Consider the following 26,106-nt stretch of genomic DNA (forward strand, 5'->3'; position numbering starts at 1 on the left):
GTGTGATGTCGCCCCTCCGCCGGCAAGCGCCGGCGCATTTCCCCGCAGGACCCCTCCGCGCGGTGCTGATATGACAGACTCCGGAAAAATAGATTCCGGCGCGCCTACGATGCGGGTTACTCAGGGTCAAGTGCAACTTGAAGCAAGCATTTGCTTCATAACGATCCGGCCACCCTGGGCGCGGTATCTTGATTCCTCGTGACCAGACTTGCACTCCACAGCCGCCTGATTCCGGGCACCGAAGAGGCCTACGAGACCGAGCACGCGACGGTTTGGCCCGAGCTGATAGCCGTGATGACCGCCGCCGGTATCGAAGACTGGACCATTTGGCGTAGCGGCCGCGACCTCTTCCATCTGGTCGAGTGCGACGACTTCGAGGCGGCCGTGGCCAAGCTCGCGACCGACCCGGTGGACAAGCGCTGGCAGTTGCACATGGCCCAGTTCGTCGAGGGGTTCGCGAAGAACCCGGACGGCCTGGCCGGTCAGTCCCTGCGGCACGTCTGGACCATGAGCGAGCAAACCGCCGGGGCTGACCCGCGTTAGCGCAGGCCCGCGTGCATCTCCCAAACCAGGATCTCGGCTCCGTCAGGCCCGGCCGTCGCCGGCTGCGCCTCGGCGGCGCCGATCCGGGCAGCGTCGCCGGTCGCGAGCACGCCCGTGCCCTCGAGCTCGGCTGATCCGAGCGCGACGAACAGATGCACGTACGGCGCGGTCGGCAGCGCGACGGTCTGTCCAGCGGCGAGGCGCGCGACGTACAGCCCGGCGTCTTTCTGGTTGATCCGGATCGCGGCCTCGCCGGCGTGCTTTTGCAGGCCGGACGCGACCGGCACCAGCTCACCGGTGCGCAGCCGGTCGTCGACCTCGAGCTGCTCGTACCCGGGGCTGATGCCGGTGTCGTCCGGCATCACCCACATCTGCACGAAATGCACTGGGTCCGTGTGCTCGGCGGCGCCGGTGATCCGCCAGGAGTCGTTCCGCTCGGAGTGCAGGATGCCGCGGCCGGCGCTCATCCGTTGCGCGAGGCCGGGGTAGATCACGCCGTTGTGGCCCTCGGAATCCTGGTGCACGAGGCCGCCGCTGAGCACCCAGGTGACGATCTCCATGTCCCGGTGCGGATGGGTGTCGAACCCGGTGCCGGGGGCAACGATGTCGTCGTTGTTGACCACCAGCAGGCCGAAACCCGTGTTCGCCGGATCGAAGTGCTGCCCGAACGAGAACGAGTGGTTCGACTCCAGCCACCCGGCCGACGTACTGAACCGCTCGCCCGCTCGATGGACCTCGACAGTGCTCATACCTCAACACTAGAACAGCAAGTGCAGCGCAAACCCGGTGATCAGGATGCTGGACACCAAGGCCGTCGCGAGGCGCCCGCGCTCTCCTGTCAGGACGCGGCCGAGTAAGGCGCCTCCACAGGCCAGCACCAACTGCCAACTCGCAGAGGCGGCCAACGCGGCTAGAACGAACACCGCCAGCTCCCAGTGGCTCAACCTGGCAGAACTGCCGAGGATGAGTGCCGCGAAGTAGATCACCGTGGTCGGGTTCAGCAACGTCATGGCCAGCAGGCTGAGGTACGGATGGCGTGGCGCGTCTGTACGTCGTACAGCGATCCGGTGGTTGCGGTAGTGCTGGACAGCCTTGACGCCTCCCCGAACAGCCAGTGCGAGTAGTACCGCCACAGAGATCAACCGCAGTGGTAGCAAGATCGGCTGCAACACAGGAGCAAGGGCGGTCCCGCCAACGGCTGCTATCAACGCGTAGAGCCCGTCAGCCGTTGCGACACCGAGTGCCGCGAAAGCCCCTGTTTTCAAGGAGGTTCGAGCCGTGAGAGCAACGAGGTACGTCGCGACGGCGCCGACCGGAATGGCGATACCAAAGCCGGCCAGCAACCCCGCGACCAGCGCCGCGGTCACAACCGTGACTGGCTGGACCCCCGACGTCGGCCGAACCGCTGCTGCGCGCACGCCGGCAGAACGCCAACGGGCAACAGCGACAGGCACGCGATAGAAGTCATGCCCTGATCATCCGAGCCCGACGAGCCCTCAAGCAAGCCAATAAAGAGGGGAATGGGCCCGCTCGGTGGGCGGGCCCATTCCCTACTAGGGAGGAGTTACATCCGGTCAGCCGGTCGGTTTGCCACCGTCCGAGCCGAGTTTCGCCTTCGCGGTCTGGCCGGTGGCCGAGCCGCGGTTGTACGTGATCGTCACTTCCTCATCCGGGCGGTGCGAGCGAACCGCGGCGACCAGCGCGTCCCCTGACGCGACCGCCTTGCCGTTGACGGCGGTCACCACATCGCCCGCCTTCAATCCGGCCTTGTCCGCTGCACCGCCCGGCGTCACCTCGCCGATCTTGGCCCCCTGCTGAAGCCCGTCGGTCGACTCCGCATCGCCCACCGTCACGCCGAGCCTCGCGTGGGTGGCCTTGCCCTTGGCCACCAGCTCGTCGATGATCGGCTTGGCCTGGTCGATCGGGATTGCGAAGCCCAGGCCGATGTTCCCGCCGGCGGATTGTCCCGATCCGCCGGCGGTCTTGATCGCGGAGTTGATACCGACCACCTGACCTGCGAGGTCGATCAATGCGCCGCCGGAGTTACCGGGGTTGATGGCGGCGTCGGTCTGTACGGCGGGGAAAACGGTGGTGCTGTCGCCGCCGTCCCCGGAAGTCACGGGCCGGCCGAGTGCCGACACGATGCCACTGGTCACGGTCGCCTCGAGTCCGAACGGCGAACCGATCGCGACCACCTGCTGGCCGACCTGCAGTTTGCCGCTCGCGCCGAGAGTGGCGGGCGTCAGATCCTTGGCCGAGGCCCGGATCACGGCGAGATCGGTGAGCGGGTCGGTGCCGACGATGGTGGCGGCGATCGTCCGGCCGTCGTTCAGCATCACCGAGATCTTGCCGCCCTCGGCCGCTCCGGCGACCACGTGGTTGTTGGTGACGATCAGCCCGTCCTTGCTGATCACGATGCCGGACCCGGTGCCGGCACCCTGTGAGGTCATCACGCCGATCTTCACCACCGACGGCAGCACCTGGGCCGCCGCCTTCTGGATGGATCCGTCCGGCGCGGCGATCGGCGCGGCCTGCCCACCCGTCAGCGGTGAGGTCACCGACGGGTTGGCGCCGGGCGTGTCGTTCGTTGCCGAGTAGACGGCCGCTCCCGCCACCCCGCCGGCCGTGCCGACCAGTAGTGCGGTGGTGGCGACCAGGGCCAGTCCCCGGCGCTTCGCCTTGTTCTGCGGCGGCGGAGCGACCGGGGGCTGCCCTGACTCACCCGCGTGACCAGGCTGCCCGACCTGACCCTGCGGTGACCAGTACGGCTGCCCGGGGGACGTCCCCTGATACGCCCCGGCGTTGCCGTACTGCTGCGCGCCCTGCGAGTGCGCACCCTGTCCGTATCCGCCCTGCGGAGGTGCGTACTGCTGTTGGGCGTGCTGCCCAGATCCGAACTGCCCCGATCCGAAGGATCCGCTTCCGTACGACCCGCCGCCGAAAGACGGCTGGCCCGAACCGGTGGTCGGCAGTGGTTGGGTAGCGCCGTCCTGCGGAGTCGAACCGAAGGACGGCATGGCCCCCTGTTGCGGCTGACCCGAAGGGGTCGAGCCGGAGGTGGGGGTGGAGTGGGAAGCGGAACCGCCGGCCTGAACGTCGTCCCCCGGCTGGTTCTGCTGCGGCTGCTTCTCGGTCATGGGTCAACCATGGATGCCGGACCTGAGAACCCCCTGAAGATCCCTGCAAAGCCTCCAAAGACTTCTATGAGGAACTCATGAAGCCCCAGCCCGTACGCCGCCCTCCCCGCGCGCTACTCAATCCCCCGCCACGGTCGGACGCGAAATGCGCCATCTGTGGTTTTCCACAAATCACCCCGCGGGGGTTGGGAAATCGGGGTGCACCGTGTACGGCGTACGGCGCCGGCGTCCGACCGTGACCCTGACAGCGGGTCAGCGGGTCAGCGGGTCAGAGGGTGGGCGCGGGTTGGCGGGATTGGGTGGCGGCGTGGGGGAGCCAGAGGGTGAACTGGGCGCCCATGGGTGGGGCGTTGCGGGCGTAGATCATGCCGCCGTGCTGCTCGGCCGCGTGTTTCACGATGGCGAGGCCGAGACCGGAACCGGGCCGGCTGCGCGCCTCGGTGGAACGGTAGAACCGCTCGAAGACGTGCGGCAGATCCGCCTCGGCGATACCCGGGCCGGAGTCGGTCACGGTCAGTACGCCGTCCAGCAGGCGCACCACCACGCGCCCGCCCGACGGGCTGTACTTCGCGGCGTTGTCGAGCAGGTTCGTGGCGGCACGGCCGAGCAACCGCTCGTCGCCCCAGACCGGGAATGGCGTGAGTTGCACGTCCCACTCGGTCCCGGGGGCGCGGCGCCGTACCTTGATCACCGCGTCCTCGACGACGTTCGAGAGTTCGATCAGCTCGAAGCCGCGGTTCTGCGGGGTATCGCGGGCCAGCTCGGTCAGGTCGCCGATCAACGTGGTCAGCTCGTCCATCTGGGCCCGTACGTCGTCCAGCAGCTGGCGTCGATCCTCGGCGGAGAGCCCGCCACGCTGGTCTGCCTGGGCGAGTAGGTCCAGGTTGGTCCGGATGCTCGTGAGCGGTGTGCGCAACTCGTGGCCGGCATCACCGACTAGACGGCGCTGGCGATCCTGGGACTGCGCCAAGGCGGCAAGCATCGCGTTGAACGCCTGCGCCAGCCGGGAGATCTCGTCCGTTCCTGTGACCGGGATGGGCCGCAGGTCCGCCGTACGGGCGATGTGCTCGGCCGCACCCGTCAGACGGGCCAACGGCCGCAGACCGGACTGCGCGATCGCATTACCGGCCAAGGCCGCGCCGATCACACCGATGATGCCTACGGCCCACAACACAACGCCCAGGTTGTGCAGGGTCCTGTCGATCGAGCTGAGTGATTGGGCCACTACTAGTGCGCCAGGCTCCCGCACCGAATTCGGGCACTCTCCGTCGTAGCCTCTGGGGCAGATCCCCCCGGCGGCGACCGCCGCCACCCGGAAGTGCGGACCGCCGGCATAGCCGACGGTTCGCACACTGGGGTCACCCTGGTTCGTGGCGACGGCCAGTTCGGGTGTGTTGATGGGCGGCTTGTATTCCGGGCTCGCATAGCTGTCGCCGCTGGCGGTGACCAGGCCGATCTGCTGATCGCTCAGGCCGACCGCGTCCGGCGGGATTCCCTGGATGTTCTCCGCCACGGTCAGAACGCCTGAGTTGACCGCACCCTCCGCGCGGCCGACCAGACTGTCGTCCAGGTTGCGGTACATCTGCTGCCGCACGGTCAGGTACGCCGAGATGCTGACGATCGCGACGGCCAGACCGACCGTGACGGCCGCCAGCAACGTCACACGCGAGTGCAGAGTCAGGCGCAGCAGCCTGTCGCGCCACCAGTCCCGCGCCCGCTGCGTCTGACTGGACGGCTTGAACCCCTGCGGCGGAGGCAGTGGAGGTGGGGCACTCACGGCGGGGTGTCCCTCAGTACGTAGCCGATACCGCGCACGGTGTGGATCAGCCGCGGCATGTCGTCGATCTCGGTCTTGCGCCGCAGGTAACCGATGTAGACCTCGAGCGAGTTCGCCGTGGTCGGGAAGTCGTAACCCCACACGGCGTCAAGGATGACGGCCCGCTCCAGCACACGTCGCGGGTTGCGGATCAGCAGTTCGAGCAGGGAGAACTCGGTCCGGGTCAGCGTGATCGGGGTATCGCCGCGACGGACCTCGTGCGCGTCGACGTCCATCACCAGATCGCCGTACTGCAGGATCTCCCCACGGGTCACGCCCTCGCCGGCCGTGTTGGTCCGGCGCAGCAGCGCCCGCAACCGCGCTAGCAACTCCTCAAGCGCGAACGGCTTGGTCAGGTAGTCGTCACCGCCGGCGTCGAGGCCGTCCACTCGATCGGCAACGGCATCGCGCGCGGTCAGCACGAGAATCGGCACGTTATTACCCGCGGCACGCAACGCCTTGGTGGTCTCGAGGCCGTCCAGCCGCGGCATCATCACGTCCATCACGACGACGTCGGGATCGACGTTGCCGATCACCGCGAGCGCCTCGGCGCCGTCGGAGGCGGTGACCACATCGAAGTCGTTGAACTCCAGCGAACGGCGCAGCGAGTCCCGCACCGCGCGGTCGTCGTCCACCACCAGTACCCGCATCGTCGCTCCCGTTGAGATCGCCGGCGCCTACTTGTCAGACGTCCGCATAGAGAGATTAGGCCGCCGGGTTGAGAAACGGCTGAGAACCCGCCAAACCCGGCCCATGAGTCCGCGGGATGGGCCGACCAGCGTGCGGAGTGGTCTACGTCACTAGGCTGGAGAGGTCCGTTTTCGCTGGAAGGATCCGCCATGGCCGCCGACTCAACCGTCCGCCGCGTTGCCCTGCTCACCGCGGGTGGGCTCGCGCCCTGCCTGTCATCCGCCGTGGGCGGACTGATCCAGCGCTACACCGAGGTGGCGCCCGACGTCGAGATCATCGCCTACCTGAACGGGTACCACGGTCTGCTCAGCGGCCGGTACCTCGAGATCACGCCCGAGGTCCGGGAGAAGGCCGCGCTGCTGCACAAGTTCGGCGGCAGCCCGATCGGCAACAGCCGGGTGAAGCTGACCAACACCGCCGACCTGGTCAAGCGCGGCCTGATCGCCGACGGCCAGAACGCGCTGCAGGTCGCCGCCGAGCGCCTCGTGACCGACGGCGTCGACGTGCTGCACACCATCGGCGGTGACGACACCAACACCACTGCCGCCGACCTCGCGGCGTACCTGCAGGAGCACGACTACGACCTGACCGTGGTCGGCCTGCCGAAGACGATCGACAACGACGTGATCCCGATCCGGCAGAGCCTGGGCGCGTGGACCGCGGCGGAACAGGGCGCGATCTTCGCCCGCAACATCATCGCCGAGCACAGCTCCAACCCGCGGATGCTCGTCGTCCACGAGGTGATGGGCCGCAACTGTGGCTGGCTCACCGCGGCGACCGCCGAGGCGCACCGCGAGTGGGTCAAGGCGCAGGAGTGGAACCCGGGCATCGGTTTGACCGCCGACCGCTGGGACGTGCACGCGGTTTACGTGCCGGAGGCAACGATCGACCTGGACGCAGAGGCCGAGCGGCTCAAGGCGGTGATGGACGAGTCGGACTGCGTCAACATCTTCCTGTCCGAAGGCGCCGGGGTGCCGTCGATCATCGCCGAGATGGAGGCCCGCGGCGAGGAGGTCGGCCGCGACCCGTTCGGCCACGTCAAGCTGGACACGATCAACCCGGGCCAGTGGTTCGCCAAGCAGTTCGCGGAGCGGATCGGCGCCGAGAAGACGATGGTCCAGAAGAGCGGTTACTTCAGCCGTTCGGCGCCGGCCAACGAGCGCGATCTCGAGCTGATCAAGCAGTGCACGGACTACGCCGTCGACGCCGCCCTGCGCGGGGAGAGCGGTGTGGTCGGGCACGACGAGGACCGCGGCGACGAGCTACGCGCCATCGAGTTCCCCCGCATCGCCGGCGGCAAGGAGTTCGACCCGACCGTCTCCTGGTTCACCACCCTCCTCACCGACATCGGCCAGCCCGCCGGCCCCAAGGCCTAACCGCGAGTCGAGGTGTGTTGGGCCCGCGGGGGTGTGGACCCAACACGCCGGCTTGGTTATCTGCGGTGGCGACGACGAGGAGACCGATGACCGGGCCGCGCATGCTGACGACGTACGACGAACTGGAAGCGCTATGGGTCTCGGCGGAAAGCCGCGGCACACTGCCCGTCGTACTGCACCATGCGATCAACCCGTGGATCCTGGCCGGCACCGAGGACGGCCTCCGCATCGCCTGGCCTGGCACCGACCACGACCACACCCCAGCACTCCGCCCACAGGATCAGGTTCGGCCATCGGCATGAGTACGGTCGATCGGCCCGGCACGGCTTCCGATATCTGGAGGTGGGCGGGTGTTCGATTGGCGCTGGCGCTAGGGAACCGGCAAACCGAGGGCCCGCGCTACGTCCGACGGACCTTCGGGTGGTCTGGAACGGAGAGACCTGCCTCCGTCTCGGGGCGCGGCGGGTCGACGAGTTCGATGCCGATGGCTATGGCGCCGAGGGCTTCGCGGTCGGGTGGGTAGATCTGGCGGATGGCGGCGAGTTGTTGTTCGCGGGTGGCCAGCGGATTGATCGCCTCGACTGGCTCGGTGGTGAGCATCGCGTCGAAGTCGGTGTAGTGGGCGACGCGAACGACGCGGACCAGTGCCTCATCACCTTCGCAGCGGAACCGGATCAGTGCGCCTTCCCTGATGTTGCTGCGTCGGGCGTCGTTCACGCGGATCTCGGTCGTCTTGCGACCTGTGATGATCAGGTCGAAGTAGGACCTGTAGATCCGCATCTCGTGGACGTTGAGCTCCGGTTCGGGCGTTTGTGCGGTCATCAGGGAGCAGAGGCTAGGGCCGGAGGCGGGTGACCCAGGAGTCGGCGGCTTTTTCGATTTGGTCGAGGACGGCGTCGAAGCCGGAGTCGTCGCCGTAGTACGGGTCCGGCACGTCCTCGGCGTCGTACAGCTCGATGGGTACGACGCTTTGGTGGCGGTGGAGCGAGGCGAGGTGGCCCTGGTCCATGGCGAGGACGAGGTCGCGTTCGCCGAGCCAGGAGCTAAGGAACTGCCTGGCCCGGTGGGCGCTTCCGTCGTACCCACGTCTGGCGAGTGCGGCGGCGGCGCGGGGGTCCATCGGGTCGCCGGCGTGCCAGCCGCCGGTGCCGGAGCTGGTCACCACGACGTCGTCGATACCCGCTTCGGCGAGTTTGGCGCGGAGCACTACCTCGCCGATCGGGGAGCGGCAGATGTTGCCGGTGCAGACGACTTCGACGTAGCGGGTCATGACCGGATCAGAGCTCGGCCTTGTCCGGCAGGACGAGGTTCAGCAGCATGCTGACGAGGGTGATCACCAGGGAGCCGAGTAGTGCCGCGACGAAGCCGTCGACGTGGAACTGGACGTCGAGCTTGCCGGTGATCCAGGACGTCAGCATCAGCATCAGGGCGTTGATCACGAAGATCAGCAGACCCAGCGTGAGGATGATGAACGGCAGCGAGAGCAGCTTGGCGACAGGTTTGACGACCGCGTTCACCACGCCGAAGATCGCGGCGACGATGACCAGCGTGAGCACCCGGCGGGAGGTGGTCGAACCCTCCAGGGTGATGCCGCCGACGACCCAGCTCGCGATCGCGAGCGCGATCATGTTCGCGATCAGCTTGATCAGCAGGTTCTTCATACCCCGATCCTTCCACGCCGTACGACGAACCGCGCGGAGGCGCTACCCGGGGCTACCGCAGACGTGCTACTCCTCGGGCCCGGTGATGGCCTCGAGCAGGGATTCCTCGGCGCCGGCCAGGTGCTGCCGCAACTCCTCGACCGCCTCGTCCAGGGCGTCGCGCTGGACCAGCCGGACGAGTTTGCGGTGCGAGGCGATTTGCTGTTTCGCGTCCTGGCGGAGGGCGTCGACGCGGGCCAGCGCCAGCCGGGCCTCACCGGTGATGGCGTCGTGCGTCGCGATCAGCCGGGCGCTGCCGGTGAGGGCGACGAAGCTGCGGTGGATGGCCAGATGCGCCTCGGTCATCGCCTCCGGGTCGTCGGCCTGGCCCGCGATCACGGCGAATTCCTTCATCGCGGTGCCGACCCGGGCCTTGGCCAGTTCGTCCGCGTCGTTCCAGGCCCTGATCCCGGCCGACTCCAGCACGAACCGCGCCTTGCAGATATCGGCCACCGCCGACGGGTGCAGCATGGCGACACTGACGCCTTTGTTCGGCTCGCGCACGGCCAGGCCCTCGGTCACCAGCATCGTCATCGCCTCGCGAACCGTGCTTCGGGCGACCCCTAGCGCGGCGGCCAGCGGCTGCTCGCGCAACGCCGTCCCCGGTGGCAGCTCGCCGTTGAACATCGCACGGCGGAGGGCGTCGACGACCCGGTCCACCGTGCTGGAGCGATCCACCCGCAGGCTCTCGTACATGCCCTGATTCTCCCTCTTGGGGTGACCAGTATCCCGCAAGCGCGGTCCGCTGGTGAGCTCCCTGTGGATAACCGGCGGCGCTACCTGTGGACAACGAAGATGCCGATGACCCACTAATCCGGCAATCTGTTCCCATGCGTCTGTGGCCGCCCCCTCTGCCCGCCGAGGCACCCAACGAGAGGCTTCGTCATGGGTGACAACAAGTTCCTGATGATCATGATCGGCATCATCACGATGGTGCTGCTGCCGTTCATCATCGTGATCGCGCTGATCCTCGGTGCCATCGGCGGTCTGGACGACGAGGGTGAGGGCTGTGTCGCCGGGCCGCCGGCGAAGAGCACGTTCGGCTTTCCGACCGCGCCGGACAAGCGCGGCGTCAAGGCCGGCTTCAAGGAGGGCGAGCACGAGGCGATCGACTACGACGTGCCCGATGGCACCGAGGTGCTGGCGGCCTCCGATGGCAAGGTCACCAAAGCCGGTACCGGTGAGATCCGGATCAAGCACGCCGAGGGCATCGAGAGCCGCTACAAATGGCTCAAGGAGAGCAAGGTCAACGAGGGTGACAAGGTCACCAAAGGACAGGTGATCGCGCTTTCCGGCAGTCACGACGAGAGCGACCCGGGCGCCAAAGGGCAGCACCTGCACTTCGAGTTGTGGCTGTCCGGCGACTCCGAGGACGTAGCCGGCGCGATCGACCCGGACAGCCTGATGAGCGAGGGCAGCGAGGGCGGCAGCGGCTGCGGCTGTGGCGGTTCCGGCTCGGAGGAGCTGGTCGGCTCGGACAACGTTCAGAAGGCCTTCAACTACTTCGTCGGCAAGGGTTACACCGCCGAGCAGTCGGCCGGGATCGTCGGCAACATGATGTGGGAGTCGGGCGTCGAGCCGATGCGGCTCCAGAACACTCCTCCCAGCGCCAAGACGCCCGCGAGCCAGGCGGCCGGTTCCAGCCTGGGCTGGGGCATCGTGCAGTGGACGCCGGCCGGCAAGTACATCAACGCCGCTCGGCGCGACGGTGCCGACGACAAGAAGATCGAGTCGCTCGAGCACCAGCTCTGGTTCCTGAACGAGCAGCTCGAGGGCCGTACGTCGTCGCCGGAGGCCGAGGCCGGCCGCGCCCAGAAGGCGGCCAAGACCGTCGAGGACGCCACCCGCGCGTTCGGTGGTAAGTACGAGCGCTTCGGCGGACACGAGAACCCGAACGAATCGTCCTGGGCCAAGCGCATCGCCTTCGCCAAGGACGTGCTGGGCACCAACGGTGGTGCCGGGGGCTGTGGTGGCGCGGGCAATGGCGACATCGTCGCGACGGCGCTGACGCTGGCCTGGAAGAAGAACGTGCCGAACTCGGTGAACAAGAGCGCGGCCACCCCGGCGTACCAGGACGCGATGCCGAAGTACAACGGCAGCACCGGTACCGACGAGTGGAGCGACTGTGGCGTGTTCGTCGCCACGGTGGTGGTGATGAGCGGGGTCGACCCGGACTATCCACGCCGCGGGACGGGGACTCAGCTGCCCTACCTGCAGAACAGCCCGAAGTGGGAGACGATCCCGTTCAACGACACCAGCCAGCTTAAGCCGGGCGACATCCTGATCATGAGCCGCAGTGGCGGTATCGGGCACACCTACATCTACACCGGCAAAATCGACTGGGAGGATGGCGGCAACTACAACGGGGTCTCGGCTTCCCTGCACGACCGCATCCCCGAGCCGACCACGGCCCAGGTCGAGCCCAACTACTACATCGCCCGCGCCAAGGCGAGCGCCAAACCTTAGGAGCAGTGGCTGATGCTGGAGGATTACCGGCGCGTCTGGGTTGTCGGCGGGGTGGTGGGCCTGGTCCTCGTCCTGGGGTTCTTGGGCTATCTCGTCTTCGGGCCAGGGCCGAAGTCGCAGGTGACGTTCAACTCGATCCCGGGCGACCTGACCCTGCGCATCGACGGCAAGGTGAAACCGGCCAACGGCGTCACCGAGATCCGCGAGGGCGTGCACGAGCTGACCGCGGAGCGCAGCGGCTTCACCACGATCACCCGCGAGATCGAGGTCAAGGACGGTGAGCCGCAGGCGTTCGACATCTTCCTCGACGCCTCTGGGCCCGAGGGGCGCCGCTGGCTCGAGGAGCATCCGGAAGCGGCCATCGAGGCCGAGGGCCACGGCAGCCGGGAGTACGAGAACAACGCTGAGCGCAAGACCGCCAAGTACCCGATCGTGGCGCAGCTGCCCCGGCTCACCCGCGAGTACCGGATGGACTACGGCATGTCGAAGGCCACTCCGAACGACCCGCTGGCCGTCGCCTTCTACATCACGATCCATTTTCCGGAAGGCAAGGAGTACGCCCGGGAGTGGATCCGCTCGCAGGGCGTCGATCCGGACTCGCTGGAGCTGATCTACCGGACCAGCTGAACCCCGGCAGCAAGTCCGAAATTGCCTTGACTTCAAGTGAGCTTGAGGCGCCAGGGTTGCGGACATGACGACGACCACGAGCATGCCGGGGCGCCGGACGAGCGGGTCGCACCGGACTTCGCCCGCCTATGTCACATCTGCCGGGCCTGTCTCGTCATGTCTTGTGTACGAATTTCTCCTGCGTGAAAGGCAGTCATGAGCTCAGCACTTGAAACCCTTCGCCGTGACTTCAGCGGCGACATCATCGAGCCCGGTGCGGCGGAGTACGAAGCGGCAAGTCGCGCGCTCTTGGCCGCGGGTACTCCGGTCTACGTCCTGCGGCCGCACAGCGTCGGCGACGTACAAGCTGGTGTCAGATTCGCGGCCGCCGCGGAGCTCGTGCTGTCCGTGCGAGGCGGCAGCCATTCCTTTGCGGGCTTCGGCACCAACGACGGCGGCGTTGTGATCGAGCTGAGCAACCTCGCGACCGTGGAGGTCATCGACAAGGAGCGTCACCTGGTCCGGATCGGCGGCGGCGCCAAGTGGGGCCAGGTCGCGGCCGCCTTGGCTCCGCATGGCCTGGCGATCTCCTCGGGCGATACCAAGAGCGTCGGCGTCGGCGGGCTGACGCTGACCGGCGGCATCGGCTGGAAGGTCAGGAAGTACGGCCTGGCCATGGACAACGTGGTCGCCGTCGAGCTGGTCACCGCGACCGGCGAGGTCGTACGTGCGGCCGAAGACGAGAACCCGGAGCTGTTCTGGGCGATTCGCGGCGGCGGCGGCAACTTCGGGATCGTGACCGCCTTCGAATTCGCGGCGCACCCGACGACCGACGTCTACTTCGGCAAGATCAGCTTCCCGGCAGCGGAGGCGGCCGCCGTACTCCAGGGGTGGGCGGATTACCTCCGCACGGCCCCCGAGGAGCTCACCTCCATCGTGGACTTCGCCAACCCCTTCCTGGGTGGACCTGAGGCGCCGGTCGACGTCCACGTCGCCTTCGACGGCGATGACGCGGAGCTGGCCGCCAAGGCGATCGACCCGATCCGCCGGCTCGGTACGGTGCTCTCCGACGACGTCGTACTGAAGCCGTACGCGGACACGCTCGTGGACGGGATGATCCCGCCGCCGGGTATCAAGGTCATGACCCGAAGCGGCTTCGTTGACAAGGACTCGGTGCCGGAGGTGCTGCGGATCCTTGCCGAGGTCGGGGCGTCGGAGCGGCCGCCGTCCATCGCGGTTCGCAGCGTTGGCGGTGCCGTATCCCGAGTCGCCGACGACGCCACGGCGTACGCGCATCGCCAAGCGGAGTTGATGTTCGTGACCGCTCTCCCGGGCCCGGCGCCGGTAGTCGATGCCGCTCGTCCCGGCTTCGACGCGATCTGGGGGAGGCTCACACCTCACCTCAGTGGCGCCTACGCGAACTTCCTCGCCACGGCCACCGAGGAGGACGTCGCCGCGATCTATCCGGCAGAGACGTACGAGCGGCTCGCGGCGGTCAAGCGTCAGTACGACCCGAGCAACCTGTTCGCCGGCAACCACAACGTACTGCCCAAGTAAGGCATGACGCGGACTGAGGAATTCGAGGAGCTGCGGCCGCTGCTGTTCTCGATCGCCTACCGGATCCTCGGCAGTGTGAGCGAGGCCGAGGACGCGGTCCAGGAGACCTGGCTGCGGTATGAGGCCACCGGGACCCAGCCCAAGTCGGCCAAGGCGTTCCTGTCGACCGTGGTGACACGGATCGCGATCGACGTGCTGCGGTCGGCACGGGTCCGGCGGGAGGAGTACGTCGGGCCGTGGTTCCCCGAGCCGCTGCTGGCCGATCCGTACTCCGATCCAGAGCGTTCCGCGGAGCTGGCCGACTCGCTGTCGATGGCGGCCCTGCTGCTGCTCGAACGACTCAGCCCGCTCGAGCGCGCGGTCTTCGTATTGCGCGAGGTGTTCGGCTTCAGCTTCCGGGAGATCGCCTCGGTGGTGGACAGGTCGGAGGCGGCGTGCCGCCAGCTCTCGATCCGGGCGCGCCGCCACATGGACGCGGGCCGGCCCCGGTTCGAGGCCGACCGCAAGGAGCGCGAGCAACTCGCCGACCGATTCTTCGGCGCTCTCCGGGAAGGCGACGTCGACGGGCTGCGGGAGTTGCTGGCCGCTGACGTTCACATGGTCGGCGACGGTGGCGGCAAGACCCCGCACGCGGCCAGAGAGCTCTTCGGCTCCGAGGACGTGGCGGCGTTGCTCGCCGTACTCACCCCGTCGCTGATCCGGATCGGCGGCTCGGTGGAGGCGCACGAGGTGAACGGCCAGCCGGGCGCGATTCTCCGCGACCGGGACGGCAAGGTGCTCAACACCTTGCTGCTCGACATCGTCGACGGGCAGATCCAGACGATCCGGACGGTGAGCAACCCCGACAAGCTCGGGCACGTCGGTCCGGTCGCGGACGCCTGGGCGGTCTTCAACGAGGCTCGTCGCTCGATGGAATGACCCGAAAGCCATCCCCGGTTGACGCCGGGGATGGCTTGGCCGCAGACTTCCTGATTGTCGGACAATCAGGGAATCCGTCAATCGGGTTCAGAGTCATGTGGGGTGCTTATGGGTCAGCCGCTGGGTTGGGGTCGTCGTTATCTGATGGTGCGGCCGGATCACTTCCGGATCGACTACGTCATCAATCCGTACATGTCGACCCAGGACCAGCCCGACCCGGTTCGCACCATGGCGCAGTGGGAGTCGCTGCGGCAGGCGATCATCGACGCGGGTGGTGAGGTCGAGGTGCTGGCCCAGCGGCCGGATTCGCCCGACATGGTCTACGCGATGAACCTCGGGCTGGCGGTCGAGCCCGGCCGGGTGATGCTGTCGCACATGCGGTTCGAGCCGCGCCGGCAGGAGTCGATCGACGCCTCCGCGTGGTTCGGCTCGAACGGTTTCGCGGTCAGCCGGACGGGTATGGACGGCGTCGGCCCGACCTTCGAGTCCGGGGACGCCTTCGTCTTCGGGGACAGCCTGGTGGTCGGGTACGGCCCGCGCACCGACGCCGAGGCGCTCAAGCACCTCGCCACCGAGTGGGGCGTCCGGGTTCGGGGGCTGCGCATCACGCATGAGGGCATGTACCACCTGGACCTGCCGTTCTGCCCGGTCGACAGCACCCACGCGATGATCTACCCGCCGGCCTTCGACGACGCCGGCCGGGCCGCGCTGGCGGGCATCGTGCCGGATCCGATCGTGCTCACCGACGAGGAGGCCTTCGCCTTCAGCGGCAACTCGATCGTGGTGAACGAGACGATCCTGATGCCGGCCTGTTCGCCGCGGCTGCGGGAGATCCTGACCGGGCTCGGCCTGCGCGTGGTGGTGCTCGATCTGAGCGAGTTCCACAAGGGCGGCGGCTCGATCCGGTGCCTCACCAACCCGCTCGACTTCGACCTCTCCGCCGCTGCCGTACCGGGTGGCGAGGTGCTGCTGTCCGTATGACGCATTTGTCCCGGTTTGGACAACATGTGTCACAACACACTGTTCTACCCGGGCGGCGGAAGGGTTAGCCTGCGGCTATGACGACGCCCAGCGACGAGGTTCGGTTCAGGTCCGCCCTGGACGACGTACAGGCCTACAAGCCCGGCAAGCCGCCCGTGCGGTCGGACGGCCGTCCGACGTACAAGCTGTCGAGCAACGAGAACCCGTACCCGCCGCTGCCCGGCGTACTAGAGGCTGCGACCGCTGCGGCCGCCAGCATGAACCGCTACCCGGATAACGGGTCAGTGGCGTTGCTGGAGGCCCTGTCGGCTCGTTTCGACGTACTGACTGACCACATCGCAGTAGGTACTGGGTCCGTCGCTGTGCTCTACCACTTGTTGCAGGCGGCTTGCGAGACCGGCGACGAGGTCATGTACGCCTGGCGCTCGTTCGAGGCCTACCCGATCGCTACCCGGCTGAGCGGCGCTACGCCGGTTGAGGTGCCATTGACGGCTGACGCGCGTCACGACTTCAAGGCGATGGCTGCCGCTATCACTGACCGCACGCGCGTCATCCTGGTCTGTACGCCGAACAACCCGACCGGGCCCGCCGTACGGACGCAGGAGCTGGTGGAGTTCCTGGACGTCGTACCGAGCAATGTTCTCGTGGTGATCGACGAGGCCTACCGCGAGTTCATGCGCGGGGAGGACCTGGTGGACGGCGGTGAGCTCTACCGCGACCGCCCGAACGTCGCCGTACTGCGGACCTTCTCCAAGGCGTACGGGCTGGCCGGCTTCCGGGTCGGTTTCGCGATCGGGCACGAGCCGGTCGTGGCCGCCATCCGCAAGTGCGCGCTGCCGTTCGGCGTCAGCCACGTGGCGCAGGCCGCCGCGGTCGCCTCGCTGGAAGCCGAGAAGGATCTGCTCGAACGGGTCGAGACCCTCGTCGCCGAGCGAGTCCGGGTGCTCGACGCGCTGCGCGGTCAGGGCTGGGATGTGCCCGAGGCGCAGGGCAACTTCTTCTGGCTCTCGCTCGGTGACGACACCCTGGCCTTCGCGGCCGCGGTCGATGCCGAGGGCGTGGCGGTCCGTCCGTTCGCGGGCGACGGCGTGCGCGTCACGATCGGCGAGCCCGAGGCCAACGACACCTTCCTCTCGATCGCGGCCGCCTGGCGGAACAACAAATAGGTATGAGTCTGGTCTGGATCTCGGGTGCCTCGGGCGGGATCGGCGCGGCCCTCGCGGCGGCCGTTCCCTTCGACGGCGCCAGGGTCATCGACATCTCGCGCCGCGGCGGTACGACGGACGAGCACTTCGCCGCCGACCTCGCCGATCCCGCCGCCTGGCCTTTGGTCGAGCGGCACTTCGTCGACGAGCTCCAGCGGTACGACGGTCCGCGCGCGGTCTTCGTCCACAACGCCGGCACCATCAACCCGATCGGCTCGGCTGATGAGGTCGATCCGGACGAGTACACCCGGGCCGTACTGCTGAACTCGGCCGCCCCGCAGATCCTCGGCCGGGCCTTCCTGCGCGCCTCGGCCCATCTGTCGTGTCCGCGATTCCTGGTCATGCTCACGTCCGGAGCGGCCAGAACGCCGTACCCCGGCTGGTCGTCGTACGCCGCGGGCAAGGCCTCGGTCGATCACTGGGTCCGGACCGTCGGTGCGGAGCAGGGGCCGGCCGGTTGCCAGGTCGTCGCGGTGGGGCCGGGTGTGGTCGATACCGACATGCAAGCGGTGATCCGGCAGGCCGACTTCCCGGCGGCCGGGCGTTTCCGCGAACTGGCCGAGACGGGTGGTCTGAGCAGTCCGGCCGAGGCTGCGGCGGGGATCTGGTCGGTGCTCGGCAGAGGCCTTCCGAACGGCTCCGTGGTGGACCTTCGTACGCTCGCCTGACCCAGGTTAGCGGGCAACATAGTGGCTCCGGCGAATTGATCGTCAGCGACACGCCGTGGGATCCGGCCATAGCTTCCAGGTGATGACTTCCCTTACATGGAAGGGATTCCGGCCATTCGGTGACTGAGTCACCTTTGTTGCCTTCAGCCCGTAACGATCCAGGGATGCCTTCGTTGGTGTTGGAGTCAGCAGATGTCCGGCTGACGAATTTGCTCATTCCAAGGGCATGGCAGCCGCTGGGGGATTTTCCGGTGGCTGATCGTGCTGGAATCCGGAGGTTTTTTTCATGGAGCAAGGGGCGAAGCAGCGCCGCGCAGGCGCGCTTCCCAAGTCCGGTCGTGCGGCCGTGGCGTTCGTAGCGATGGCATCGTCCGCCGCGCTCGGGTTCGCCACGCTGTCGACCGCATCGGCAGTGGAGGTTCGTTCGGCGGGCTCGGTGGTCGCCGAATCGCAGTCCACCACGCTCGTCGACGCGAACTTCAACGCGGGCAAGGCCGGTTGGCAGGGCTACCAGGAGTACTCGGTGGGCTGTTTTGCCAACGGTGTCACCTGCGCGAAGATCGACAACGTTTACAAGGCCAACGGCGGCAAGAACGGCGCTGGCGACGGTTTCCTGCAGTTCAAGGGCAACTCGCCGGCCGTCTTCCCGTGGTTCTACGGGCAGGCGTCGTACTCGGTCTGGCGTTCGCCGGAGTTCACTTTCAACGCGTCTGACGCCAAGGCGATGAAGCTGAACTTCGACTGGCGCGCAACGATGGTGTCGTACGCCATCGGCTGGAACGGTCTGCAGGTCGAGCTGCTCGACTCGGAGAACCGCGTTGTGAAGACGGCCATGCCGGCTCGCCTCTCGGTGCCGACCAACAACTGGTCGCACTACGAGGTCGCGCTCGACGGCCAGTCGGACCTGAAGGACGGCGAGCAGTACCGGCTGTCCTTCGTGGCCATCAACTACACGGGTCCGTCGGCCGCCACCCTGGGCCATCACGACCTCGACAACGTCAAGCTCGAGGCCACCAACGACCCGTCGGTCGACCCGGTGCTGCAGTGCCGTGACAACTACAACACCCACGAAGAGGCCATGGACGCCGCGCTCACGGAAGGTGCGGGCAGCTTCTGCTCCGTCACCGAGCCCGCGGGCAACGCGCTGAAGCCGGCCTCGAAGATCGTGGACGCGCTGGCCAAGCAGGAGGGCATCGCCGACCTGCTGAAGTCCGGCAACGGCGCCTTCATCGTGACCGACAAGTTCACCGGCCACGTGGCCGCGTGGGCCGTCGGCCGCAACAACATCCCGAGCACCGACCCGCGTCGTCTGTACATGTGGATGGACAGCGGCAACGTCGGTGGCGCCGCTGACTTCGCGGTCGTCTTCGTCGTCGCCAACGCGGATCATGTCGTCAAGGAGACCTTCGGTCACCCGGACGGCCTGGTCGGTGCGGTGAACGGTGTGCTCGAGGGGCAGCTGGAGGCGGCGGGCGAGGTTCTGTCGAACCCGGTCGGCGAGGCGCTGGACGTCGACGCCAACTGGACCATCGCCAACGTGATGTGGCACTTCAACACCCTGGTCAGCGGCAAGGGCACGGTCGGCGACGGCCAGCCCACCAGCGGCAGCCTGCCGACCGGCGGCCTGCCGATCGACATGCCGAACCTGGACCAGGCCAAGAAGGCCAACGCCGGCAAGAAGTCCGAACTGCCGGGCCTGCCCGGTCTGCCGAAGCTGCCGACCGAGGGCAAGCTGCCCGTCGACGGCAAGCTTCCGCTGCCGAACAAGGAACTGCCGAAGCTGCCGAACGGCGAGCTCCCCAAGCTCCCCGCCGGTCGCTGAGACACCAAGTCACGGGACCGGGCCGACACGGGTCGGCCTGGTCCCACTGACTAGCTAGACCCGCTGCCGCGCGCATCGGCAGCGGAGGAGGACCCGGGCACCCCATGGGAGCCCGGGTCCTTCCTTTTGCGCCCGAGCCGCTCCGCGCTCACCACCAGGCAAACGCCGACGATCACGATCGCGCCGCCGAGCAGGATCTTGCCGGTCACCGCCTCGTCCAGGATCAGCCAGCCGAGGAAGACCGCCACCGCCGGGTTGACGTACGCGTAGGTCCCGATCAGCGAGATCGGCGCATTCGCCAGCAGGTAGGCATAAGCGCTGTAGGCGAGCAGCGAGCCGAACACCACCAGGTACGCGAGCGCCAGCCAGCCCGACAGCTCGATCGAGCCGGGATGGAACCGCCCGGCCTCTCCCGTACCGAGGCCGATCAGCACCATCGCCGTACCGCCGATCGCCATCTCGTAGACGGCCGCGACGAGCGGATCCCGCGGCAGGCCGAGCCGGGGCGAGAAGCGCGAGCCGACCGCCCAGCTGATCGAACCGATCACCACCAGCGCGATCGACAACGGCCGCGCGCTGGTATCGCCACCGGACAAGCCGAGCATCGCCGCGCCGGTGAAACCCACGCCGACGCCGATCCAGGTGAACAGCGCCGGCCGCTCCCCGCCGGCCACCCGCAGCACGATCAGCCAGAGCGGTACGGACGCGATCAGCAGGGCGGCCAGACCGGAGGGCACGCTGCGTTCCGCGACCGCCACCAAGCCGTTGCCGAAGGCAAGCAGTAGCAGGCCGACCACGCCCGCGCCGAACAGCTCGCGCCGGGTCACCCGGAGCCGCCGCCAGCCGGACCGCAGCGCCAGGATCGCCCCCAGCAACACGGCCCCGGCCAGGAAGCGGCTGGCCATGCCGAGCATCGGCGGGATGTCCGCGTCGACCACGATCCGGATGGCCAGATAGGTCGAACCCCAGACCACGTAGATGACCAGGAGCGCCGACCAGATCATCGCGCTCGAGGCAGCCGGACGCTGGCCGGCTGCCGCTGGGGCGGCACTCACAGTGGTCATCGTTCACCCTCCTCGGCGGCCCAGTTCGAAGTCAGGGGCGAAAGGGCCGAATGATGCTGACACTAAGGCCGGCTCGGTCATCCCGCAAGGAGGTTTCGAGGCTCACGCAGTGAGTGCATACGAATACGCACAGCGAGCGCAGGCGAGTGGCCGGCAAGAAGGCCCCGAATCGGTACGGATCTGTGACAGATGTCGTCATTTTTCGCAGTGAGGTGTCACAAGTGCCGATTCGAGCGGGAAGTTGCCGTGTCAGGGGACCAGTGGCCGGACTGGTGTCTCAACACGGGGACTCAGCTTCGTACTGGCGTACGAAGATCCGTCCAGACAGTTCGCTCTAGCATGGTCTGCTCTGTACGGTGTCCGGCAAGATGGGCAGTGGATACCACTGCAGAGGTGCATCAACCTGGATCCACGCGGTCCTGACGACTAGGCCACACCCGGCTGACTGAGTCGGGGCCCGTGCAATGTTGCGACGCGGCGATCCCGCGCCGAACCCCGAGGAGTGCATGTGAGTGAGTCGGTGCCGGGAATCTCCCCGGAATTGTTCGCGCCCGTCGAGGCGCCTGTAAGCCCCACGCAGCCCAGCGAGGAAGTCGAGTTCGTCCAGCTGCTGACGCCCGAAGGTGAGCGCGTCGAGCACCCGGACTACTCCTTCGACCTCGACGACGAGGCGATCAAGGGCTTCTACCGCGACATGACGATGGTCCGCCGGATCGACACCGAGGCGACCGCGTTGCAGCGCCAGGGCGAGCTCGGTATCTGGGCCTCGCTGCTCGGCCAGGAGGCCGCGCAGATCGGCTCGGGTCGCGCGCTGAACAAGAAGGACATGGTCTTCCCGACCTACCGCGAGCACGGCGTCGCCTATTGCCAGGGCGTCGACCCACTCAACCTGCTCGGGCTTTTCCGCGGTGTGGACCAGGGAGCCTGGGATCCCCGCGACAACAACTTCCACCTCTACACCATCGTGATCGGCGCGCAGACCCTGCACGCGACGGGTTACGCGATGGGCCAGCAGCGCGACCACGTGATCGGTGACGCCGAGAACGGCGAGGCCACCATCGCGTACTTCGGTGACGGCGCCAGCAGCCAGGGCGACGTGAACGAGGCCTTCATCTACGCCTCGGTCTTCAACGCACCGGTCGTCTTCTTCTGCCAGAACAACCAGTGGGCCATCTCGGAGCCGATCGACCGGCAGACCCGCATCCCGCTGTACCAGCGCGCGGCCGGCTTCGGCTTCCCGGGCGTTCGCGTCGACGGCAACGACGTGCTCGCGACGTACGCCGTCACGCAGGCGGCCTTGCGCCGGGCGCGCGAGGGCAGCGGGCCGACGTTCGTCGAGGCCTACACCTACCGGATGGGCGCGCACACGACGTCGGACGACCCGACCAAGTACCGCCTCAACGAGGACCTCGAGTACTGGAAGCTCAAGGACCCGATCGAGCGCGTGAAGGCCTACCTGGTTCGTTCCGGGGCTGCCGATCAGGACTTCTTCGACGAGGTCGACGCCGAGGCCGACCAGATCGCGGCCAAACTTCGCGAAGGCTGTCTGTCGATGCCCGACCCGGTGCTGACCGATTTCTTCCAGCACGTGTACGTCGAACAGACCCCGCAGCTCGACGAGCAGAAGGCGCAGTTCGCCGCCTACGCCGCTTCTTTCGAAGGTGAGGGCCACTGATGACGAAGATCACCCTGGGCAAGGGCATCAACCTCGGCCTCCGCCACGCGATGGAGAACGACCCCAAGGTCCTCATCATGGGCGAGGACATCGGCAAGCTCGGCGGCGTCTTCCGGGTCACCGAAGGTCTGCAGAAGGACTTCGGTGAGGACCGGGTGATCGACACCCCGCTGGCCGAGTCCGGCATCATCGGCACCGCGGTCGGCCTGGCCCTGCGCGGCTACCGCCCGGTCTGCGAGATCCAGTTCGACGGCTTCGTCTTCCCGGCGTACGACCAGATCATCAACCAGGTCGCGAAGATGCACTACCGCTCGATGGGCAAGCTGAAGATGCCGATCGTGATCCGGATCCCCTTCGGTGGCGGTATCGGCGCGGTCGAGCACCACTCGGAGTCGCCGGAGACGCTGTTCGCGCACGTGGCCGGCCTGAAGGTCGTCGCCTGTGGCGATCCCGTCGACGCCTACTGGATGATCCAGCAGGCCATCGCCTCGGACGACCCGGTGGTGTTCTTCGAGCCGAAGCGGCGCTACCACGAGAAGGCCGAGCTCGACGAGACCGTGCCCCCGGCGTACCCGCTGCACAAGGCGAAGGTGGTCCGCGAGGGCACCGACGCGACCCTGTTCTGCTACGGCCCGATGGTGAAGACCTGTCTGCAGGCCGCCGAGGCCGCGGTCGAGGACGGCCGCAACCTCGAGGTCATCGACCTGCGCACGATCGCCCCGCTGGACCTGGCGACCATCTTCGAGTCGGTCAAGAAGACCCGGCGCGCGGTCGTCGTGCACGAGGCCCCGCTGTCCCTCGGCACGGGCTCCGAGCTCGCGGCCCGGGTGACTGAGGAGTGCTTCTACCACTTGGAGGCGCCGGTTCTGCGCGTCGCCGGCTACGACACCCCGTACCCGCCGTCGCGGATGGAGGAGGAGTACCTCCCCGATCTGGACCGGGTGCTGGATGGCGTCGACAAGGTGATGGGGTACTGATGGGAATCCAGCAGTTCAAGTTGCCGGATGTCGGCGAAGGTCTGGTCGAGGCCGAAATCGTCGCCTGGAAGGTCAAGCCGGGCGACACGGTCAAGCTGAACGACACCATCGTCGAGATCGAGACCGCCAAGTCGCTGGTCGAGCTGCCCGTGCCGTTCGCCGGTGTGGTGGCCGAGCTGCTCGTGCCCGAGGGTGAGACCGTGCCGGTCGGTACGCCGATCATCTCGGTCCGCACCGGGGGTGGCGAAGATGAAGCCCCCGCCGCCCCCGCTGCCGCCTCGGATGATGGCGAAGAGGTGATCGAGGCCGGCAAGATCGGTGGTGCCGCGCCGGGTGGCCGGACCGCGATCCTTGTCGGCTACGGCCCGAAGACCACCGAAGCCAAGCGCCGTCCGCGCAAGGGCGCGGCCGAGGCCCCAGCCACTGTCCCGACCGCTGCTCCTGTCGTCGAGGCCCCGGCTCCTGTTGCTGAGCCTGTCCCGGCTCCGGCCGCAGTGGCGCCGGTGTCGACGGCCGGCGGTGCGAAGGCGCTGGCCAAGCCGCCGGTGCGCAAGCTGGCGAAGGACCTCGGTATCGACCTGGCGACGGTCACCGCGACCGGCCCGGGCGGCATCATCACCCGTTCCGACGTGGAGTCGCACGGTACGACGGCCGCTCCCGCGGCTTCAGCACCGGTTTCCGCTCCGGTCGCGGCCCCGGTGCCGGGCCAGAGCGAGACCCGGATCCCGATCAAGGGCGTGCAGAAGGTGATGGCCCAGGCGATGGTCGCCAGCGCCTTCACCGCACCGCACGTCACCGAGTGGATCACGGTCGACGTCACCGCCACGATGGAACTCGTCGAGCGGCTGAAGACGGATCGCGCCTTCCGCGACCTGAAGGTCAGCCCGCTGCTGATCGTCGCGAAGGCCGTCAGCCTGGCCGCGCGTCGTACGCCGATCATCAACGCGGCGTGGGACGAGGCCGCCCAGGAGATCGTTCTCAAGCACTCGGTGAACCTCGGCATCGCCGCGGCCACCCCGCGTGGGCTGATCGTGCCGAACATCAAGGGCGCCGACGCGATGTCGCTGCCCGAGCTGTGCGGCGCGCTGAACAACCTGGTCGCCGTCGCCCGGGAGGGTAAGACCCAGCCGGCCGACCAGGCGGGCGGCTCGTTCACGATCACCAACGTCGGCGTCTTCGGCGTCGACGCCGGTACGCCGATCATCAACCCGGGTGAGGCCGCGATCCTGGCCTTCGGCGCGGTGCGCAAGCAGCCGTGGGTGGTGGACGACGAGATCGTGCCGCGCTGGATCACCACTTTGGCGCTGTCGTTCGATCACCGCCTGATCGACGGGGAGAAGGGCTCGATCTTCCTCTCCGACGTGGCCTCGATCCTCGAGGACCCGTCGCGCGCCCTGCTGTTCTGACGTTCTTTTGCACAGAGAAACGCCCGGAGAGAGTCTCTCCGGGCGTTTCTTATTAGGTGAAGGTCAGCGCTTGACGGCGTCGAGGGCGTCGACCAGGCCCTCGCCGAAGAATGCGTTCTCCGCAGTCGTACCGGTGCAGCGCGCGTCGACCGGAGCGGTCGGGCAGGCCACGTCGTCGGCCTGCTTGTGCAGGGCCCGGGTCAGCTCGCGCGGACCCCAGTACGGGTGCGCGGACTTCATCAGTGCGGCGACACCCGCAACGTGCGGCGAGGCCATCGACGTACCGCTGGAGACGCCGTACTTGCCGTCCGGAATCGTCGAGAGGATGCTGCTCCCCGGAGCGGCGACGTCGATGACGTTGAGCCCGAGGTTGGAGAACCCGCTGCGCGCGCCGGTCTTGGTGGTGCTGGCGACGGTGATCACGCCGGGCAGCTCGGTCGGCATGTCCAGGCAGCCCGCGTTGATCGGACGGGTGACCGGGGTGGTGTCGTTCGGGCTGCTGTTGTCGGTGGTCTTGTTCGCCAGGTCGTAGTTCGCGTTACCGGCGGCGGCAACGGACAGCACGCCCTTGTTGGTGGCGAAGTTGACCGCGCGGCGGACGGCTTCCTGAACCGCGCCCTGGTCACCGTTGTCGTTGCACCAGAAGGTCCACGGGTCGATGAAGTAGCTGTGGTTCGTGACGTCCATACCGTGCTCGGCGGCCCAGATGAAGCCACAGATCGCGTACTCCGGGTAGATGAAGCCGTCGGTGTTGACGACCTTCACCGAGGCGATCCGGACGCCCGGGGCGACACCGACGATGCCGACGCCGTTGCGGGCGGCCGCGATCGTGCCGGCCACGTGGGTGCCGTGCGAGCCGTTCGGCCGCCAGGCGCCGGGGGTGGTGTCGGGACGGCCGTTGTCGACGCAGTTGACCGAGTTGGCCGCGTCGAAGTTCGGCTTGAGGTCCGGGTGCTGGTCGTCGACGCCGGAGTCGTTCACGCCGACCAGGACCTTGCGCGAGCCGTCGGTGATCTCGTGCGCCTTGTCGGCCTTGATGGCCGCCATGTCCCACTGCTCGGACTCACGCGGGTCGAGCACCGGCGCGGCCTCGACGCTGGCCTCACCCTTGGCGGCATCCCCGGTCGTGGCGCCGGCGGTCGCGGGGCCTTCGGAGACGGCGGCCGTGCGGGTGGCGCCGGCGGACTGGACGAAGCGGCCGAACAGGCCGGTGCGGACGTCGGCGCGGAAGTCGGGGTTGGTCGACTGCGCGATCACGACACCGATCTGCGGCCAGGACTGCACGACCGAACCCCCGGCGGCCTCGACCGCACGCTCAGCCAGCATGCTGTGTCCGGGGTTGGCCTTGGTGTTGACGACGTAGTTCATCAACGGCCCGGCCTCCTCCAGCGGGGAAGCCTGGGCGGTGCTGGTGCCGAGTGAGGCGACTGCCAGCGTGGCGATCGCCAGACCGGCGGTCAGCCGGGTGCGACGTGTAGTCCGTGACACGGGTTCTCCTT

General features: G+C 67.8%; 25 protein-coding genes. 14 read left to right on the forward strand and 11 right to left on the reverse strand.

Annotation, left to right across the window (positions count from 1 at the left end):
* Positions 1-198 precede the first annotated feature (198 nt).
* A complete protein-coding gene (locus OG394_RS27380; RefSeq protein WP_328989967.1) occupies positions 199-543 on the forward strand; it encodes an L-rhamnose mutarotase in 345 nt (114 codons plus the stop codon).
* Here the strand turns inward: OG394_RS27380 and OG394_RS27385 are convergent.
* From OG394_RS27385 to OG394_RS27405, 5 genes are all read right to left on the reverse strand, one after another.
* Positions 540-1,292: a pirin family protein gene (locus tag OG394_RS27385; RefSeq protein ID WP_328989968.1), complete on the reverse strand. Its 753-nt coding sequence runs from the start codon at positions 1,290-1,292 to the stop codon at positions 540-542. The two genes, OG394_RS27380 and OG394_RS27385, sit on opposite strands and share 4 nt — an antisense overlap.
* Before the next feature lie 9 nt (positions 1,293-1,301).
* Positions 1,302-1,910 carry a LysE family transporter gene (locus tag OG394_RS27390; RefSeq protein ID WP_328989969.1) on the reverse strand — a complete coding sequence of 203 codons (609 nt, stop codon included), beginning with the start codon at positions 1,908-1,910 and terminating at the stop codon, positions 1,302-1,304.
* A gap of 207 nt (positions 1,911-2,117) precedes the next feature.
* Positions 2,118-3,680: a S1C family serine protease gene (locus tag OG394_RS27395; protein WP_328989970.1), complete on the reverse strand. Its 1,563-nt coding sequence runs from the start codon at positions 3,678-3,680 to the stop codon at positions 2,118-2,120.
* Positions 3,681-3,948: 268 nt separating this feature from the next.
* Positions 3,949-5,457 (reverse strand): sensor histidine kinase, encoded by a 1,509-nt coding sequence (locus OG394_RS27400; protein WP_328989971.1) that lies wholly within the window; start codon positions 5,455-5,457, stop codon positions 3,949-3,951.
* Positions 5,454-6,146 carry a response regulator transcription factor gene (locus OG394_RS27405; protein WP_328989972.1) on the reverse strand — a complete coding sequence of 231 codons (693 nt, stop codon included), beginning with the start codon at positions 6,144-6,146 and terminating at the stop codon, positions 5,454-5,456. The genes OG394_RS27400 and OG394_RS27405 overlap by 4 nt, the downstream gene beginning before the upstream one ends.
* A gap of 189 nt (positions 6,147-6,335) precedes the next feature.
* Here OG394_RS27405 and OG394_RS27410 point away from each other — a divergent pair, with 189 nt between their 5' ends.
* Both OG394_RS27410 and OG394_RS27415 read left to right on the forward strand, forming a co-directional pair.
* Entirely contained in the window at positions 6,336-7,562 is a 1,227-nt protein-coding gene (locus tag OG394_RS27410; RefSeq protein WP_328989973.1) for a pyrophosphate--fructose-6-phosphate 1-phosphotransferase, read from the forward strand.
* An 86-nt stretch (positions 7,563-7,648) separates the two neighbouring features.
* Positions 7,649-7,864, forward strand: a complete 216-nt coding sequence (locus OG394_RS27415) for a hypothetical protein (RefSeq protein ID WP_328989974.1) — start codon at positions 7,649-7,651, stop codon at positions 7,862-7,864.
* Between the two features lie 97 nt (positions 7,865-7,961).
* Here the strand turns inward: OG394_RS27415 and OG394_RS27420 are convergent, their stop codons facing one another.
* The 4 genes from OG394_RS27420 to OG394_RS27435 all read right to left on the reverse strand — a co-directional run bounded on the left by OG394_RS27420 (position 7,962) and on the right by OG394_RS27435 (position 9,958).
* Positions 7,962-8,384: an ASCH domain-containing protein gene (locus OG394_RS27420; RefSeq protein ID WP_328989975.1), complete on the reverse strand. Its 423-nt coding sequence runs from the start codon at positions 8,382-8,384 to the stop codon at positions 7,962-7,964.
* Between the two features lie 13 nt (positions 8,385-8,397).
* Positions 8,398-8,832 carry a low molecular weight protein-tyrosine-phosphatase gene (locus OG394_RS27425; RefSeq protein ID WP_328989976.1) on the reverse strand — a complete coding sequence of 145 codons (435 nt, stop codon included), beginning with the start codon at positions 8,830-8,832 and terminating at the stop codon, positions 8,398-8,400.
* A 7-nt stretch (positions 8,833-8,839) separates the two neighbouring features.
* Positions 8,840-9,223 (reverse strand): phage holin family protein, encoded by a 384-nt coding sequence (locus OG394_RS27430; protein ID WP_328989977.1) that lies wholly within the window; start codon positions 9,221-9,223, stop codon positions 8,840-8,842.
* A gap of 66 nt (positions 9,224-9,289) precedes the next feature.
* Complete coding sequence (locus OG394_RS27435) at positions 9,290-9,958, reverse strand: GntR family transcriptional regulator (RefSeq protein WP_328989978.1); 669 nt, start codon at positions 9,956-9,958, stop codon at positions 9,290-9,292.
* 189 nt (positions 9,959-10,147) lie between these two features.
* Here OG394_RS27435 and OG394_RS27440 point away from each other — a divergent pair, with 189 nt between their 5' ends.
* From OG394_RS27440 to OG394_RS27475, 8 genes are all read left to right on the forward strand, one after another.
* Positions 10,148-11,728 (forward strand): phage tail tip lysozyme, encoded by a 1,581-nt coding sequence (locus OG394_RS27440; RefSeq protein ID WP_328989979.1) that lies wholly within the window; start codon positions 10,148-10,150, stop codon positions 11,726-11,728.
* Positions 11,729-11,740: 12 nt separating this feature from the next.
* Complete coding sequence (locus tag OG394_RS27445) at positions 11,741-12,355, forward strand: S-layer protein (protein ID WP_328989980.1); 615 nt, start codon at positions 11,741-11,743, stop codon at positions 12,353-12,355.
* A gap of 195 nt (positions 12,356-12,550) precedes the next feature.
* Positions 12,551-13,891 (forward strand): FAD-binding oxidoreductase, encoded by a 1,341-nt coding sequence (locus tag OG394_RS27450; protein ID WP_328989981.1) that lies wholly within the window; start codon positions 12,551-12,553, stop codon positions 13,889-13,891.
* Between the two features lie 3 nt (positions 13,892-13,894).
* Positions 13,895-14,809: an RNA polymerase sigma-70 factor gene (locus tag OG394_RS27455; RefSeq protein ID WP_328989982.1), complete on the forward strand. Its 915-nt coding sequence runs from the start codon at positions 13,895-13,897 to the stop codon at positions 14,807-14,809.
* Positions 14,810-14,917: 108 nt separating this feature from the next.
* On the forward strand, positions 14,918-15,790 hold the full coding sequence (locus tag OG394_RS27460; protein ID WP_328989983.1) for a dimethylarginine dimethylaminohydrolase family protein: 873 nt from the start codon (positions 14,918-14,920) through the stop codon (positions 15,788-15,790).
* A gap of 77 nt (positions 15,791-15,867) precedes the next feature.
* Positions 15,868-16,956 (forward strand): histidinol-phosphate transaminase, encoded by a 1,089-nt coding sequence (hisC, locus tag OG394_RS27465; protein ID WP_328989984.1) that lies wholly within the window; start codon positions 15,868-15,870, stop codon positions 16,954-16,956.
* A gap of 2 nt (positions 16,957-16,958) precedes the next feature.
* Positions 16,959-17,663: an SDR family NAD(P)-dependent oxidoreductase gene (locus OG394_RS27470; RefSeq protein ID WP_328989985.1), complete on the forward strand. Its 705-nt coding sequence runs from the start codon at positions 16,959-16,961 to the stop codon at positions 17,661-17,663.
* A 286-nt stretch (positions 17,664-17,949) separates the two neighbouring features.
* Positions 17,950-19,485, forward strand: a complete 1,536-nt coding sequence (locus OG394_RS27475) for a hypothetical protein (RefSeq protein ID WP_328989986.1) — start codon at positions 17,950-17,952, stop codon at positions 19,483-19,485.
* Between the two features lie 50 nt (positions 19,486-19,535).
* On the opposite strand, the gene OG394_RS27480 is transcribed toward OG394_RS27475, so the two are convergent.
* Positions 19,536-20,549, reverse strand: coding sequence for an EamA family transporter (locus OG394_RS27480; RefSeq protein ID WP_328989987.1), 1,014 nt, complete (start codon positions 20,547-20,549; stop codon positions 19,536-19,538).
* Between the two features lie 508 nt (positions 20,550-21,057).
* Here OG394_RS27480 and pdhA point away from each other — a divergent pair.
* Genes pdhA through OG394_RS27495 form a run of 3 tightly spaced genes read left to right on the forward strand, consistent with a single transcriptional unit; the run spans position 21,058 to position 24,607 of the window.
* Positions 21,058-22,224 carry a pyruvate dehydrogenase (acetyl-transferring) E1 component subunit alpha gene (gene pdhA, locus OG394_RS27485; RefSeq protein ID WP_442914236.1) on the forward strand — a complete coding sequence of 389 codons (1,167 nt, stop codon included), beginning with the start codon at positions 21,058-21,060 and terminating at the stop codon, positions 22,222-22,224.
* Positions 22,224-23,201: an alpha-ketoacid dehydrogenase subunit beta gene (locus OG394_RS27490; RefSeq protein WP_328989988.1), complete on the forward strand. Its 978-nt coding sequence runs from the start codon at positions 22,224-22,226 to the stop codon at positions 23,199-23,201. The genes pdhA and OG394_RS27490 overlap by 1 nt, the downstream gene beginning before the upstream one ends.
* The gene (locus OG394_RS27495) at positions 23,201-24,607 is read left to right on the forward strand and encodes a dihydrolipoamide acetyltransferase family protein (RefSeq protein WP_328989989.1); all 1,407 of its coding nucleotides are present in this window, start codon (positions 23,201-23,203) and stop codon (positions 24,605-24,607) included. Before OG394_RS27490 ends, OG394_RS27495 begins: the two co-directional genes overlap by 1 nt.
* A gap of 63 nt (positions 24,608-24,670) precedes the next feature.
* On the opposite strand, the gene OG394_RS27500 is transcribed toward OG394_RS27495, so the two are convergent.
* Positions 24,671-26,095, reverse strand: a complete 1,425-nt coding sequence (locus OG394_RS27500) for a S8 family serine peptidase (protein WP_328989990.1) — start codon at positions 26,093-26,095, stop codon at positions 24,671-24,673.
* Positions 26,096-26,106 lie beyond the last annotated feature (11 nt).

Source organism: Kribbella sp. NBC_01245, from assembly GCF_036226525.1.
Lineage (GTDB): Bacteria > Actinomycetota > Actinomycetes > Propionibacteriales > Kribbellaceae > Kribbella.